Origin of the sequence: Pseudorhodoferax sp. Leaf265 (genome assembly GCF_001422365.1) — a bacterium.
Taxonomy (GTDB): Bacteria; Pseudomonadota; Gammaproteobacteria; order Burkholderiales; family Burkholderiaceae_C; genus Pseudorhodoferax.
This window is the reverse complement of the sequence record NZ_LMMT01000040.1, coordinates 179,955-192,406: the sequence shown is the minus strand read 5'-3', so window position 1 is coordinate 192,406 and position 12,452 is coordinate 179,955. Positions and strand designations below refer to the sequence as shown.

Sequence of the window (12,452 nt, the reverse complement as noted above, 5' to 3'; positions counted from 1 at the left end):
AACCTGCCGAGGATGCCGATGCCCATTGCCCCCTCCCACGTGCTCGTCACCGGCTTCGAGCCGTTCGACAACGACCCGGTCAACCCGTCCTGGGAAGTGGCGCGCGCACTCGAAGGCTGGGACTGCGGCGGCGCCACCGTGCGGGCCGTGCAGCTGCCCTGCGTCTTCGGCCAGGCCGCCGCGCGGCTCGACGCCGCACTGGCCCAGTGGCGACCCCGGCTGGTCGTCGGCCTGGGCCTGGCCGGCGGGCGCACCGAGTGGCAGCCCGAGCGCGTGGCAATCAATTGCGACGATGCGCGCATCCCCGACAACGCCGGCCGCCAGCCTGTGGACACCGCGGTGGTACCAGGCGGGCCGGCCGCCTACTTCTCCACGCTGCCGATCAAGGCCATCGTGCGGGAGCTGCGTGCCGCGGGCCTGCCGGCCTCGGTCTCCAACACCGCCGGCACCTTCGTCTGCAACCATGTCTTCTATGCGCTGATGCACCGGCTCGCGGGCCTGCCCGGCGTGCGCGGCGGCTTCGTGCACGTGCCGGCCCTGCCCGAGCAGGCCGCCCGCCACCCGGGCCTGCCCAGCATGGCCCTGGCGGCGCAGGTGGAGGCGCTGCGCGTGACGCTGCGCACGGCGTTGGCCGTCCAGACCGACATCGTCGCCGCTGGCGGCCAACTGCATTGAAAGGAACCCCCATGCACATCGACCTCAACAGCGACCTCGGCGAGAGCCTGGGTGCATGGACCATGGGCGACGACGCCGCCATGCTGTCCATCGTCTCCAGCGCCAACGTGGCCTGCGGCTTCCATGCGGGCGACGCGGCTGGCATCCTGCAGACGCTGCGTGCGGCGGCCGAGCGCGGCGTGGCCGTGGGCGCGCACGTGGCCTACCCCGACCTGGCCGGCTTCGGCCGGCGCAACATGGATGTGGCAAGCAGCGACCTGCAGGCCGACGTGGTCTACCAGATCGGCGCACTGCAGGGCCTGGCCAAGGTGGCCGGTACGCGGGTGCGCTACGTCAAGCCGCATGGCGCGCTGTACAACACCATCGCCCACGACCGGCGCCAGGCCGGCGACGTGATCGCCGCCATCCGCGCCATCGACCCCACGCTGGTGCTGGTCGCACTGGCCGGCGCGCCGCTGGTGGACTGGGCCCGCGAGGCCGGGCTCACGGTGGTGGCCGAGGCCTTCGCCGACCGGGCCTACACGCCCGAGGGCACGCTGGTCTCGCGCCGCGAGAAGGGCGCCGTGCTGCACGACCCCGATGCCGTGGCTGCACGCATGCTGCGGCTGGCGCAGGAGGGCGTGGTCCAGGCCATCGACGGCAGCACGGTGCGCGTGCAGGCCGATTCCATCTGCGTGCACGGCGACAGCCCCGGCGCCGTGGCCATGGCGCGCCAGGTGCGCCAGGTGCTGGAGCAGGCCGGCGTGGCGGTGCAGGCGTTCGCCGCATGATGCGTTTCCTGCCCGTCAACCTGGACGCGCTGCTGGTCGAGCTCGAAGACCTGCCGCAGACGCTGGCGCTGCTGGCCGCGTTGCAGGCCGAGCCTGTGCCGGGTGTGGAAGAACTGGTGCCGGCCGCGCGCACGCTGCTGGTCCGCTACCGGCCCAGCGCGGTCACGCAGCAGGCGCTGGTGGCGGCCATCGCTGGCCGCACGCTGGACCGCAGCGTCGAGCGCGCCGGCACGCTGGTCGAGATCGAAGTCGACTACCGCGGCGAAGACCTGGACGAGGTCGCCAGGCTGCTGGGCGCCACGCGTGAGCAGGTCATCGCCTGGCACACCGGCAGCGAGTACCAGGTGGCCTTCACCGGCTTCGCGCCGGGCTTCGCCTACCTCAGCGGTGGCGACCCGCGCCTCGTGGTGCCGCGCCGCAAGACGCCGCGGACCCAGGTGCCGGCCGGTTCGGTGGCGCTGGCGGGCGACTTCAGCGCGGTCTATCCGCAGCAGAGCCCGGGCGGCTGGCAATTGATCGGGATCACGCAGACGCCGATGTGGGACCTGGCGCGGCCCGTGCCGGCGCTGCTGCAGCCGGGCTTTCGCGTGCGCTTCGTCGATGCGACGGGGTGGCCGGCACGCCCGCGCGCCGTTGCGTCCGCACCTGCACCCGTAGAGGCGCACAGCGGCCCGGCCCTGGAGATCCTGCGCCCCGGCTTGCAGACGCTGTTCCAGGACCTCGGCCGCCATGGCCAGGCCGGGCAGGGCGTCTCGGCTTCCGGCGCGCTCGACCAGGGCGCCCTGCGCGCGGCCAACCGCCTGGCCGGCAATGCGGCGTGCACCGCAGCGCTGGAGATCGTGGACGGCGGCTTCGCGCTGCGCAGCCAGGGCGACACGGTGCTGGCCGTCACGGGCGCGGCAGGCCCGCTGACCCTGGTCGATGCCCGTGGCCAACGCTGGCCGCAGGCGCGTGGACAGGCGCTCGCGCTGGCGGACGGCGAGTGCCTGGAGATCGGCGCGCCCGAGGCCGGCCTGCGCTCCTACCTGGCCGTGCGCGGCGGTTTCGCCATCGCGCCGGTGCTGGGCAGCTGTGCCACCGACACGCTGGCCAAGGTCGGCCCGGAACCCTTGCGCGCCGGTGACCGCCTCGCCGTTCGCCCCACGTCGCACGGTGTGGTCGGCGCACCCGAACTGCCCGCGACCTTGCCGACGCTGCACGAGACCGTGGTGCTCGACGTGGTCCCCGGCCCGCGCACCGACTGGTTCACCGAAGAAGCCGTCGCCCTGTTCGCCGCGCAGACCTGGACCGTCACGCCCCAGTCCAACCGCGTGGGCCTGCGCCTGGCTGGCGCGCAGCCGCTCGCGCGCAGCCGCCACGACGAGCTGCCCAGCGAAGGCACGGCCCTGGGCGCGGTCCAGGTGCCGGCCAGCGGCCAGCCCGTGCTGTTCCTGGCCGACCATCCGCTCACCGGTGGCTACCCCGTCATCGCGGCCGTGGCGCCGCACCACCTCGACCTGGCCGGGCAGATTCCGATCGGTGCCCGCATCCGCTTCAACCCCATCCGCGCGTTCGCGCCCATCGAGCCATGAAAAAAGTCCTGATCGCCAACAGAGGTGAGATCGCCGTGCGCATCGCCCGTGCCTGCGCCGACTATGGCGTGCAGTCCGTCGCCGTCTACGCAGACCCGGATCTGGACGCCTTGCACACCCGCGTGGCCGACGAGGCCTGGGGCCTTTCGGGCAGCCGCCCGGCCGACACCTACCTGTCGATCGCCAAGCTGCTGGACATCGCCAAGAAGAGCGGCGCCGACGCCGTCCACCCCGGCTACGGTTTTCTGTCCGAGAACGCCGGCTTCGCCCAGGCCGTGCTCGACGCCGGCCTGACCTGGATCGGCCCGCCGCCCGCCGCCATCGCCGCGCTGGGCGACAAGGTGCAGGCGCGCAAGCTGGCGCTGGAGGTCGGCGCGCCGCTGGTGGCCGGCACGCCCGGCCCGGTGCAGGGCGCCGACGAGGTGCTGGCCTTCGCCGAGCAGCATGGCCTGCCGATCGCGATCAAGGCGGCCTACGGCGGCGGCGGCCGCGGCATCAAGGTGGCCCGGCGCATGGACGAGGTGGCCGACCTGTACGCCTCGGCCGTGCGCGAAGCCGTGGCCGCGTTCGGCCGCGGCGAATGCTTCGTCGAGCAGTTCCTGGACAAGCCGCGCCACGTCGAGGCCCAGGTCATCGCCGACACGCACGGCAACGTCGTCGTGCTGGGCACGCGCGACTGCTCGCTGCAGCGGCGCAACCAGAAGCTGGTCGAGGAAGCCCCGGCCCCCTTCCTCAGCGACGCGCAGCGCGCCCGCATCCACCAATCGGCCAAGGACGTCTGCGCGCGTGCCGGCTACGTGAGCGCCGGCACGGTGGAGTTCCTGCTCAGCGCCACCGGCGCGATCTCGTTCCTGGAGGTCAACACGCGGCTGCAGGTCGAGCACCCGGTGACCGAGGAGACGGCCGGCATCGACCTCGTGGTCGAGCAGCTGCGGGTGGCCGATGGCCTGCCCTTGTCCATCACCGAAACGCCGGAGCCCCGGTGCCACGCCGTCGAGTTCCGCATCAACGCCGAGGACGTGGGCCGCGGCTTCCTGCCAGCCCCGGGCCCGGTGACGGTGTTCGAGGCACCCGGCGGACCCGGCGTGCGCGTGGACACGGGCGTGGTCGCCGGCTCGGTCGTGCCGGGCAGCTTCGACTCGCTGATGGCCAAGCTCATCGTGACCGGCGCCACGCGGGCCGAGGCCATCGCGCGGGCGCGGCGCGCGCTCAAGGAGTTCCGCATCGAGGGCCTGGCCTCGGTGCTGCCGTTCCACCGGGCCGTGATGGCGCATGCGGACTTCACGGGCGAGCAGGGCTTCGCGGTGCATACCCGCTGGATCGAGACCGACTTCGCGAACGACCTGGCGGCGGCGCTGCACGCGGCACCGCAGGCCGACCAGGCACTGCTGCGCACGGCCATCGAGATCGACGGCCGGCGCGTGCAACTGGGCCTGCCGGCGGCGCTGCTGGGCGGGCTGCGGGCCGCGCCGGCCGCGTCGGCCAGCACCGAGCCGGTGGCCGACGCCGCGGTGGTCGCCGCGCCGGTGGCCGGCACCGTGGCCGCCTGGAAGGCCGAGGAGGGCAGCACCGTGGCCGCGGGCGACCTGCTGGCCGTGATGGAGGCGATGAAGATGGAGACCCAGGTCCTGGCGCACCGGGCCGGCCGCCTGGCACGGGCGGTGGAGCCGGGCGCCTACGTCGCCGCGGGCAGCGCGATCGCGCGCATCGTGGACTGATCCCGGGCCGGCGCCGGGTTCAGGGCGCCGGCTTGTGGAACAGCACGAGCTGCGTGTTCACGGTCACGTTCTCGCTCGCGTCGGGATCGCTGCGCGTGGTGAACTCCTTGGTGGCCATCACGTCGCCGCCGACGATGCGCCAGTTGCGGATCGCCATCGCCAGCGTGGGATCGGCAAACGGTTCGATCCAGGTCGGGTAGCCCGCGGTGACCCAGCTTTCGTAGTCGGTCGAGGTGGAAGGCTGGTCGCAGCCGCTGGGGTTGCGCGGCGAGCGCAGCGTCACGCTGTAGCCCGATCCCAGGCCGGTGGGCGCCACCGCAGGCGTCAGGTAGAAATCCGCCACTTCGGCGCGTTGCGCCACGCCACCCTGGCGTGCGGTGAAGCCCAGCGCGCCCCACACGGTGGCATCGGCCGGCGCCGTGCTGTTGACCGAGGCACAGGTGTGCGGGTAGGCCACGCTGTAGCCGCTGGAGGTCAGCGGTACGGCGGCCGGTGAGGTCGCCACGTAGGAGCCACCGCTCTCGTAGAAGGCGATGCCCAGATTGAACGGCAGCAGCACGCGCGCGCTGACGTTCTCGCGCACGGTGTGCGCATCCACGTCCGCACCCTCGTTCAGCACCATCTGCGAATCGATCTGCAGCTCGAAGTTCAGGCACTTGGCCGTGGCCGCCTCGGCGTCCTGCAGCCAGACCGGGTCGGCCACGCCGGGGCTGCCGGCCAGGCCCAGCAGCTGGGCCTGGCGCGTCAGGCCCAGGTAGTAGGGCAGCATGCGCGTGATGATGTGCTCGTCGCGGCACAGCGCGTACTCCTCGCGCGTGCAGGCGGCCGTGGTCTGGACCATGATGTCGCCGTACAGCGCGCTCTGGCTGTAGGCGTCGTCGGGGTAGCCCAGCAGCTGGCGCTGGCGGCTGCGGCCCAGCACGGTCTGGATCGCGAGCCGGCCGGCCGCGCAGCTGCTGCCGGCGGCCGCGATGCGCGGCTTGAGCACCTCCTCGTCGTAGGCCGCGAAGATGTCGTCCAGGTTGGCCTGGGCCTGCGTCTGGCCCAGCAGCTGGCGCTGGCGCTCCTGCAGCAGCCGCTCGGCCGTCAGGCTCTGCAGCCGGGCCTCGGCATCGCCGCCCAGGCGGTGGCGGGCGGGCTCCAGCGTGGCATTGGTGCCCTGGCGCGCCAGCAGCAGCGCGTAGCCGCTGAAGTGCAGCAGCTTGAGATTGGCCTCGCGCGTGTTCGGGTCGAGTGCGGCCAGGGCCACGGTGTTGTCCGTGCCGCTCCAGCCGATCGGCAGCTGGCGCTCGAGCGGCACGCTGGCGCCGGGCGGTGGCGTGATGGTCAGCGTCACGTAGTTGCTGAACTGCGCACCCTCGGGGCCGAGCTGCACGCCGTAGGCCGCATCGCTGGCCAGGCCATCCACCGCCAGGTTGCTCAGGGGTGTGAGGCTGATCTCGGTGGGTTCCGTGAGCGCGTTGTTCGGCACCGTGAGCGTGTAGACCGCACCGTCGGCGCCGATGGCCGAGAGCGTGCCGCCGCCCAGCGGCACGGTTTGCGTGACGGTGCGTGCGCTGTCGGCGGTCAGCGTGGCGCGCAGCGGGCTGGCGTCGACGGCGATGGCGGCCGAGCCGGTGCCCGTGCCCGTTCCGGGGCCTGTCCCAGGGCCTTCTGCCGAGGAACCATCGTCTGCATCGTCGCCACCGCCGCCGCAGGCCACCAGCACGGCCACGGCGAGGCCCAGCGTGGCGCGGCGCAGCCAGCGCCGGTGGTGGGTGGAACAGGTGCGGTCGTCATCGAGGGGCGGGCGCATGGAACCTCCGTGTTGCAACGGCCGGCAAAGACCGGGCGGACGCAGGTTAGGCAGGACGCCGCCGCACTGGCAGTGTCCCGGGTCATGCCAGGCGCCCGGCTCGGCCTGCGCATTTGTAAGAAGGCATGACGCCGCGCCCGTGGCGGCGCCGTCACCCCATCAACGGGGGGGCGGCGTGCGCTGGCCGGGGGACGCGTCCGCGTGCCGCAGCGTGTACAGGCCCACGTCCACGCGCCCGCTGCGAAAGCCGGCCTCGCAGTAGCACAGGTAGTACTCCCACAGCCGCTTGAAGCGCAGGTCGAAGCCCTGGGCGGCGATGGCCGGCCAGGCCGCCAGGAAGCGCCGGCGCCACTCGACCAGCGTGGCGGCGTAGCTGTCGCCGAACAGCAGCTCCTCCTGCAGCACCAGGCCGGCGCGCGCCGCCTGCTCGCGCAGCGCAGTCGGCGAGGGCAGCATGCCGCCCGGGAAGATGCAGCGCTGGATGAAGTCGGCGCCGCGCCGGTAGCCCTCGAAATGCGCGTCGGCGATCGTGATGGCCTGCAGCACCGCATGGCCGCCCGGGGCCAGACGCTCGCGCAGCGTGGCGAAGTAGGTCGGCCACCAGGCTTCGCCCACGGCTTCGACCATCTCGATGGAGACGATGCGCGCGTACTGGCCCTGCACGTCGCGGTAGTCCTGCAGGCGCAGGTCCAGCTGCTGCGCACAGCCCTCGGCCAGCGCGCGCTGGCGCGCGAAGGCCAGTTGCTCGGTCGACAGCGTGAGCCCGGTCACCTGCGCGCCGCGGCGCTGTGCCAGCGCCAGCGCCAGCGCGCCCCAGCCGCAGCCGATCTCCAGCACCTCACCACCCTGTGGCGCATCGACCAGCGCCACGATGCGGTCCAGCCGCTCGGCCTGGGCTTCTTCCAGCGTGGCTTCGGGCCGCCGGTACAGCGCGCTGGAGTACAGCATGCTGGCGTCCAGCCACTGCGCGTAGAAGGCATTGCCCAGGTCGTAGTGGAAGGCGATGTTGTTGCGGCTGCCGCGCCGGGTGTTGGCGCGGCGCAGATGCGCCAGCCGGGCCAGGCCGCGCCACCACGACTTGCCCTGCAGCTGCTGCCCGGCCTGCTGGTCGTTGGCGGCGCCGAACTGCAGCAGCGCCACCAGGTCGGGCGTGGACCAGTCGCCATCGCGGTAGGACAGCGCCAGGCCCAGGTCGCCCTGGGCCGCCAGGCGCAGCAACGGGCGCCAGCGGTGCAGCACCAGCTGGGCGTGCGGGCCGGGCGCGGTGCCGCGCACCAGCAGCCGCTCGCCATGCGGCAGCACCACCGTCAGTTCGCCGCAGGAAAGGTCGGCCAGCTGGCTGCGCAGGGCCTGGCGCAGCAGGCGTTGCAGCAGGTTCGCGGGTGGGGTGGGCGCGGCGGCCGGGGCCAGCAGGTCGGTGGCAGGTTTCATGGGGTGTTGTCGGGCGAAGGGCGGGTGACGAAGGTGACGGGCTCGGCCGGCGCGGGCGGGCGCGGGTGCAGCCGCGCACCCTTGCACCACAGCTTGAGCGCCTCCCAGTGGATGGCGGCGATGACCTTGAGCGTGAGCAGCGGATGCGTGCAGAAGGCGCGCAGCAGCGCGCCGTCGGTGAGCGGGCGGCGTTGCGCGTCCAGCCGCGCCAGCAGCACGGCGCCCTGGGCGTCGTGCGTCTGCACGCCGATGGACAGCTGCTCGCCCGGCGGCCGCACGCGGAAGCGGTAGTGCATGTCCAGCGGCAGGAAGGGGCTGACGTGCATGCGCTTGTCGCAGCGCTGCTCGACCCAGCCCGCATCGGCCTGCGGGGTGGTGGGCAGCAGGTAGCTGTGGCGCTCGCCGAAGGTGTTGTTGACCTCGTAGAGGATGGCCTGCAGGCCGCCGGCCGGCGCATGGCAGAAGTACACGGCCAGCGGGTTGAAGGCGTAGCCCAGGATGCGCGGCATGGCCAGCAGCTCGATGGCGCCGCCCCCGGGCAGGCCGGCGGTGCGCAGCTGGCGCTCCACATGGGCGCGTGGGCCGCCGGGCTCGCCAGCGCCATGGTCGGCCGGGTGGAAGCTGAACAGGTTGAAGCGCCCCAGCGAGAACAGCCGCAGCCGCGCCGACAGCGCCGGCAGCTCGTCCAGGTCCAGCAGCAGCGAGAACACGCGGTAGCGCAGGCGGTGCCTGAGCGGGCGCAGCCGCTGGTGCACCACGCTGCCGGTGTAGAGGGCGCTGCTCATGCCAGGACCGCCGCGGCCGGCAGCACGATGCGGCCCGATTCGTTGGCCACCGTCCACGGCCGGCGCACGCCGCCCAGGGCCTCTGCCACGGCCAGGCCGGCCTGCAGCCCGTCCTCGTGGAAACCGGCGCCGAAATAAGCGCCGCAGAACCAGCTGCGCCGCTGGCCCTGCAGCGACCACAGCCGGGCCTGGGCACGCAGCGCCTCGGCGTCGAACAGCGGATGCTCGTAGACCTCCGTGCGCACCAGGTGTTCGGCCCGCGGCGCTTGGGGCGGGTTCAGCGTGACGAACAGCGGCCGGTCTTCGGCGATGCCCTGCAGCCGGTTCATCCAGTAGCTCACGCACAGCGCGTCGGGGCGCGCACGGTCGGCCAGGTAGTTCCAGGCCGACCAGACCGCGCGGCGCTGCGGCATCAGGGCCGGGTCGCTGTGCAGCACGGCCAGGTTGCGGCTGTAGTGGAAGGCGCCGAGCAGGCGCAACTCCTCGTCGCTGGCATCGGGCAACAGACGCAGGGCCTGGTCGGCATGGCAGGCCAGCACCACCTGGTCGAACACCGCGGGGTGCCAGCCCTGCCGCGTGCGCAGGCGCACGCCCGCATCGCCGCGCTGCACCTCCAGCACGGCGCTGTCCAGGTGCAGGCCATCGCCCATCCCCCGCGTGAGCGCGCGTACGTAGCTGCGGCTGCCACCCTGCACGGTGCGCCAGCGTGGCCGGCCGCTCACGCGCAGCAGGCCGTGGTTCTCGCAGAAACGCACGAAGGCGGCAGTGGGGTAGCGGCCGACCTGCGCGGCCGGGGTGGACCAGATCGCCGCGGCCATGGGGTACAGGTGGTCCTCGCGCAGAGCGCGGCCGTAGCCGTGCTGGTCCAGGTAGGCGTCCAGCGGCTGCAGTCCGGCTTCGGCGGCATCGCGTGGCGCCTCGCGGTAAAAGCGCAGCAACTCGCCCAGCATGCGCCAAAAGCGCGGTCGCAGCAGGTTGCTGCGCTGGGCGAACAGGCCGTTGAGGTCGGTGCCCGCGTACTCGAGCGCGCCGCCGTCCAGGCTCACGCCGAAGGACATGTCAGTCGCCTGCGTGGCCACGCCCAGGTGGGCGAACAGCGCGGTGAGGTTGGGGTAGGCCGGCTCGTTGTAGACGATGAAGCCGGTGTCCACGGGCACGGTTCCGCCCGGGCCCGGTGCATCGACCGTGTGGCTGTGCCCGCCCGGCCGGCGGTCGGCCTCGAACACATGGACCTCGTGGCGCTGGCCCAGCAGCCAGGCCGCCGACAGGCCGGCGATGCCGCTGCCAACCACGGCCACGCGCAGGGGCTGGGCGCCGGCCCTGGCGGACGGTGGCTGGGACAAGGTGTGTTCTGGCTGCATGCGCAAGATCCTTGGAGGCCTTCGGGCCATGTTGTGCGGCTTCTACGCGGCTGCGGCCCGTTTGGATCTGCGCAGGGTCCACAGTGATCCGATGGCGGGCCTGCTGCGTAAGATCGACCATGCACCCGCAGCAGCCCCCTCCATCCGCGCCGACGGAATCCGTCGTCGCCGTGCTGCGCCCCAGCCATCTGTCCATCGTGCCCCCTCCCGGTCCCCGCAGCGCAGCGCCCAGCCCCGAAGACCTGGCCGCCTGGGTGCGCGCTGTCGCGCAGGCGGGCGACCGCCAGGCGTTCGGCCAGCTGTTCGCCCATTTCGCGCCGCGCATCAAGAGCTACCTGCTGCGCGCCGGCACCGACGATGCGCTGGCCGAAGACCTGGCACAGGAGACCATGGTGCAGCTGTGGCGCAAGGCCGCGCAGTTCGATGCGGCCCACGCCGGCGCCGCCACCTGGGTCTTCACGATCGCGCGCAACCTGCGCGTGGACCGCTTCCGTCGCCAGGGCGGTGCTGCCGCGCTGCAGCAGGACGATGTCGACCTCGACGCCCTGGCGCATGCCGCGCCCGAGCCCGCGGCCCAGCTGCACACCCTGCGCATGGAACGCCAGGTGCAGGCCGCGCTGCGCCAGTTGCCGGCCGAGCAGGCGCTGGTGCTGCAGCTGTCCTATTACGAAGACCAGCCGCACGCGCGCATCGCCGAGCGGCTGGGCATCCCCCTGGGCACGGTGAAGTCGCGCGTGCGGCTGGCCGTGAACCATTTGCGCCGCCTGCTGGCAGCGTTCGAAGACCCCACGCCATGAGTTCCGCGCGCATCCAACACCACCCCGGCGACGACCTGTTGCTGGCCCTGGCGGCTGGGCAGTTGCCCACCGCGCCCGCGCTGGTGCTCACCGCCCATGTGGACGGCTGTGCCCAGTGCCAGGAGCAGCTGCGCGTGCTCGAGGCCGCCGGCGGCGCGCTGCTGCAGGATTTGGCGCCGGCCGCGCTGCGCGGCGATGCGCTGGCGCGCACACTGGCCGCCATCGATGCGCCGCAAACGGTGCCTGCTGCCGTGCCCGTGCAAGGTCTGCCGCCGCTGCCGGCCGGCGCCCACTGGCCGGCCGCGCTGGCGGGCTGCCGGATCACGCGCTGGCGCTGGATGGCACCCGGCATGCGCTATGCCCGGGTGCGCGTGCCGCGCGATCCTGCGGCCAATGTGGTGCTGCTGCGCATCGCAGCCGGCATGTACCTGGCCCAGCACACGCACAGCGAGCGCGAGTTCACGCAGGTGCTGCACGGCAGCTTCCACGACGGCCGGGCGCAGTTCAGTGCGGGCGACTTCGATGCGGCCGACACCCAGGTGCACCACCAGCCCGTGGTGCAGGCCGGCAGCGAATGCATCTGCCTGGCCTCGATCGAGGGACGGCTGGAGTTCGATGGCTGGTTCGCGCGCACGCTGGGCGCGCTGGTCGGGATGTAGCGGGCGCGGGCTGGCTACCATGCCGGCCATGCCCAGCGCCATCGTCGACATCCGGACCACCTACGCACCCGAGGTGGAAGTGCAGCTGCTGGAGACCGTCCACGCGGCGATCGTGCAGGCCTTCCGGGTGTCACCGGTCCACCGCAACGTGACGCTGGTCGTGCATGCGCCGCACCGCTTCCTGGGACGCACCGACTGCCCCGACCCCGAGCGCCTGACCAACATCAGCATCTTCGTGCTGCCGGGCCGCTCCCTGGCGGCCAAGCGCAGGCTCTACCGGCTGCTCGTCGACGGGCTGGCGCTGCTGGGCATCCCGGGCGCCTGTGTGCTGATCCGGCTGCACGAGTTGCCTGCGGAAAACATCGGCGTGCGCGGCGGTCTGCCGGTCTGCGACGTCGAGCTGGGCTATCCGGTCGACGTCTAGTTCAGCTCTTGGCGAACAGCCCGTGCAGCCACGGTGCGGCCGCCGTGCCGCCCGCCGCTGCGACCGCCGTGACGAAGCTGCCCCAGGCCAGGTCGGCCAGCGTCACATGCCAGGGCCAGTCCTTGAGCACGGCCTGGTTGGTCAGGTCGAAGGTGCCGTAGGCCAGCAGGCCCAGCAGCGCGCCATGGCCCAAGGCCGTGAACAGCGGCCGGCGTGCTTCCAGCGCTGGCGCGATGGCGAAGAACACGATGCCGCCCACATAGAGCACATAGAACAGCGCAGCTGGCCCGATGGCGAAGCGCTCGGCCATCAGGTGGCCGATGGCGGGCCGGTACAGGCGCTCGGCCATGCTGCCCAGCCAGACGGCGTCCAGTGCCAGGAAGGTGAGGGCGGCGGCGACGTAGGCGATGGCGATCTGGGGCAGCGGCATGGACGGACTCCGGCAGGGGATGGCCGGGAGTACGCG

Annotated in this window: 12 protein-coding genes; 7 read left to right on the top strand and 5 right to left on the bottom strand. The window is 72.9% G+C overall.

The features are described from left to right. The first annotated feature begins 18 nt into the window (after positions 1 to 18). From pcp to ASF45_RS32285, 4 genes are read left to right on the top strand one after another with little or no spacing between them, the layout of a single operon-like run. Complete coding sequence (pcp, locus tag ASF45_RS32300; RefSeq protein WP_156473264.1) at positions 19 to 675, top strand: pyroglutamyl-peptidase I; 657 nt, start codon at positions 19 to 21, stop codon at positions 673 to 675. Between the two features lie 11 nt (positions 676 to 686). Further along, positions 687 to 1,445: a LamB/YcsF family protein gene (locus ASF45_RS32295; RefSeq protein ID WP_056673384.1), complete on the top strand. Its 759-nt coding sequence runs from the start codon at positions 687 to 689 to the stop codon at positions 1,443 to 1,445. Beyond that, positions 1,445 to 3,016: a 5-oxoprolinase/urea amidolyase family protein gene (locus tag ASF45_RS32290; RefSeq protein ID WP_056674384.1), complete on the top strand. Its 1,572-nt coding sequence runs from the start codon at positions 1,445 to 1,447 to the stop codon at positions 3,014 to 3,016. Before ASF45_RS32295 ends, ASF45_RS32290 begins: the two co-directional genes overlap by 1 nt. Then, on the top strand, positions 3,013 to 4,734 hold the full coding sequence (locus ASF45_RS32285) for a biotin carboxylase N-terminal domain-containing protein (protein WP_056673380.1): 1,722 nt from the start codon (positions 3,013 to 3,015) through the stop codon (positions 4,732 to 4,734). Before ASF45_RS32290 ends, ASF45_RS32285 begins: the two co-directional genes overlap by 4 nt. 19 nt (positions 4,735 to 4,753) lie before the next feature. Here ASF45_RS32285 and ASF45_RS32280 read toward each other — a convergent pair whose 3' ends face one another. From ASF45_RS32280 to ASF45_RS32265, 4 genes are all read right to left on the bottom strand, one after another. After that, the gene (locus ASF45_RS32280; RefSeq protein WP_056673378.1) at positions 4,754 to 6,529 is read right to left on the bottom strand and encodes a DUF4402 domain-containing protein; all 1,776 of its coding nucleotides are present in this window, start codon (positions 6,527 to 6,529) and stop codon (positions 4,754 to 4,756) included. A 159-nt stretch (positions 6,530 to 6,688) separates the two neighbouring features. After that, positions 6,689 to 7,960: a cyclopropane-fatty-acyl-phospholipid synthase family protein gene (locus ASF45_RS32275; protein ID WP_056673375.1), complete on the bottom strand. Its 1,272-nt coding sequence runs from the start codon at positions 7,958 to 7,960 to the stop codon at positions 6,689 to 6,691. Further along, positions 7,957 to 8,745, bottom strand: coding sequence for a DUF1365 domain-containing protein (locus tag ASF45_RS32270; RefSeq protein ID WP_056673372.1), 789 nt, complete (start codon positions 8,743 to 8,745; stop codon positions 7,957 to 7,959). Before ASF45_RS32270 ends, ASF45_RS32275 begins: the two co-directional genes overlap by 4 nt. Beyond that, positions 8,742 to 10,106, bottom strand: coding sequence for an NAD(P)/FAD-dependent oxidoreductase (locus tag ASF45_RS32265; RefSeq protein ID WP_056673370.1), 1,365 nt, complete (start codon positions 10,104 to 10,106; stop codon positions 8,742 to 8,744). The genes ASF45_RS32270 and ASF45_RS32265 overlap by 4 nt, the downstream gene beginning before the upstream one ends. Before the next feature lie 119 nt (positions 10,107 to 10,225). On the opposite strand from ASF45_RS32265, the gene ASF45_RS32260 reads away from it, so the two are divergent. The 3 genes from ASF45_RS32260 to ASF45_RS32250 are packed head-to-tail and all read left to right on the top strand — an operon-like array spanning position 10,226 to position 11,986. Further along, a complete protein-coding gene (locus tag ASF45_RS32260; RefSeq protein ID WP_082551400.1) occupies positions 10,226 to 10,903 on the top strand; it encodes a sigma-70 family RNA polymerase sigma factor in 678 nt (225 codons plus the stop codon). After that, positions 10,900 to 11,562 carry a ChrR family anti-sigma-E factor gene (locus ASF45_RS32255; RefSeq protein WP_056673367.1) on the top strand — a complete coding sequence of 221 codons (663 nt, stop codon included), beginning with the start codon at positions 10,900 to 10,902 and terminating at the stop codon, positions 11,560 to 11,562. The genes ASF45_RS32260 and ASF45_RS32255 overlap by 4 nt, the downstream gene beginning before the upstream one ends. Before the next feature lie 28 nt (positions 11,563 to 11,590). Further along, positions 11,591 to 11,986, top strand: a complete 396-nt coding sequence (locus ASF45_RS32250) for a tautomerase family protein (RefSeq protein WP_063887843.1) — start codon at positions 11,591 to 11,593, stop codon at positions 11,984 to 11,986. Position 11,987: 1 nt separating this feature from the next. Here the strand turns inward: ASF45_RS32250 and ASF45_RS32245 are convergent, their stop codons facing one another. Next, positions 11,988 to 12,416: a DUF2177 family protein gene (locus ASF45_RS32245; RefSeq protein WP_369802200.1), complete on the bottom strand. Its 429-nt coding sequence runs from the start codon at positions 12,414 to 12,416 to the stop codon at positions 11,988 to 11,990. Positions 12,417 to 12,452 lie beyond the last annotated feature (36 nt).

Excerpts from the sequence above, each read along its gene's own strand:
- pcp (WP_156473264.1), top strand. The coding sequence starts at position 19 with ATGCCCATTGCCCCCTCCCACGTGCTCGTCACCGGCTTCGAGCCGTTC.
- ASF45_RS32295 (WP_056673384.1), top strand. The coding sequence starts at position 687 with ATGCACATCGACCTCAACAGCGACCTCGGCGAGAGCCTGGGTGCATGG.
- ASF45_RS32290 (WP_056674384.1), top strand. The coding sequence starts at position 1,445 with ATGCGTTTCCTGCCCGTCAACCTGGACGCGCTGCTGGTCGAGCTCGAA.
- ASF45_RS32285 (WP_056673380.1), top strand. The coding sequence starts at position 3,013 with ATGAAAAAAGTCCTGATCGCCAACAGAGGTGAGATCGCCGTGCGCATC.
- ASF45_RS32280 (WP_056673378.1), bottom strand. The coding sequence starts at position 6,529 with ATGCGCCCGCCCCTCGATGACGACCGCACCTGTTCCACCCACCACCGG.
- ASF45_RS32275 (WP_056673375.1), bottom strand. The coding sequence starts at position 7,960 with ATGAAACCTGCCACCGACCTGCTGGCCCCGGCCGCCGCGCCCACCCCA.
- ASF45_RS32270 (WP_056673372.1), bottom strand. The coding sequence starts at position 8,745 with ATGAGCAGCGCCCTCTACACCGGCAGCGTGGTGCACCAGCGGCTGCGC.
- ASF45_RS32265 (WP_056673370.1), bottom strand. The coding sequence starts at position 10,106 with ATGCAGCCAGAACACACCTTGTCCCAGCCACCGTCCGCCAGGGCCGGC.
- ASF45_RS32260 (WP_082551400.1), top strand. The coding sequence starts at position 10,226 with ATGCACCCGCAGCAGCCCCCTCCATCCGCGCCGACGGAATCCGTCGTC.
- ASF45_RS32255 (WP_056673367.1), top strand. The coding sequence starts at position 10,900 with ATGAGTTCCGCGCGCATCCAACACCACCCCGGCGACGACCTGTTGCTG.
- ASF45_RS32250 (WP_063887843.1), top strand. The coding sequence starts at position 11,591 with ATGCCCAGCGCCATCGTCGACATCCGGACCACCTACGCACCCGAGGTG.
- ASF45_RS32245 (WP_369802200.1), bottom strand. The coding sequence starts at position 12,416 with ATGCCGCTGCCCCAGATCGCCATCGCCTACGTCGCCGCCGCCCTCACC.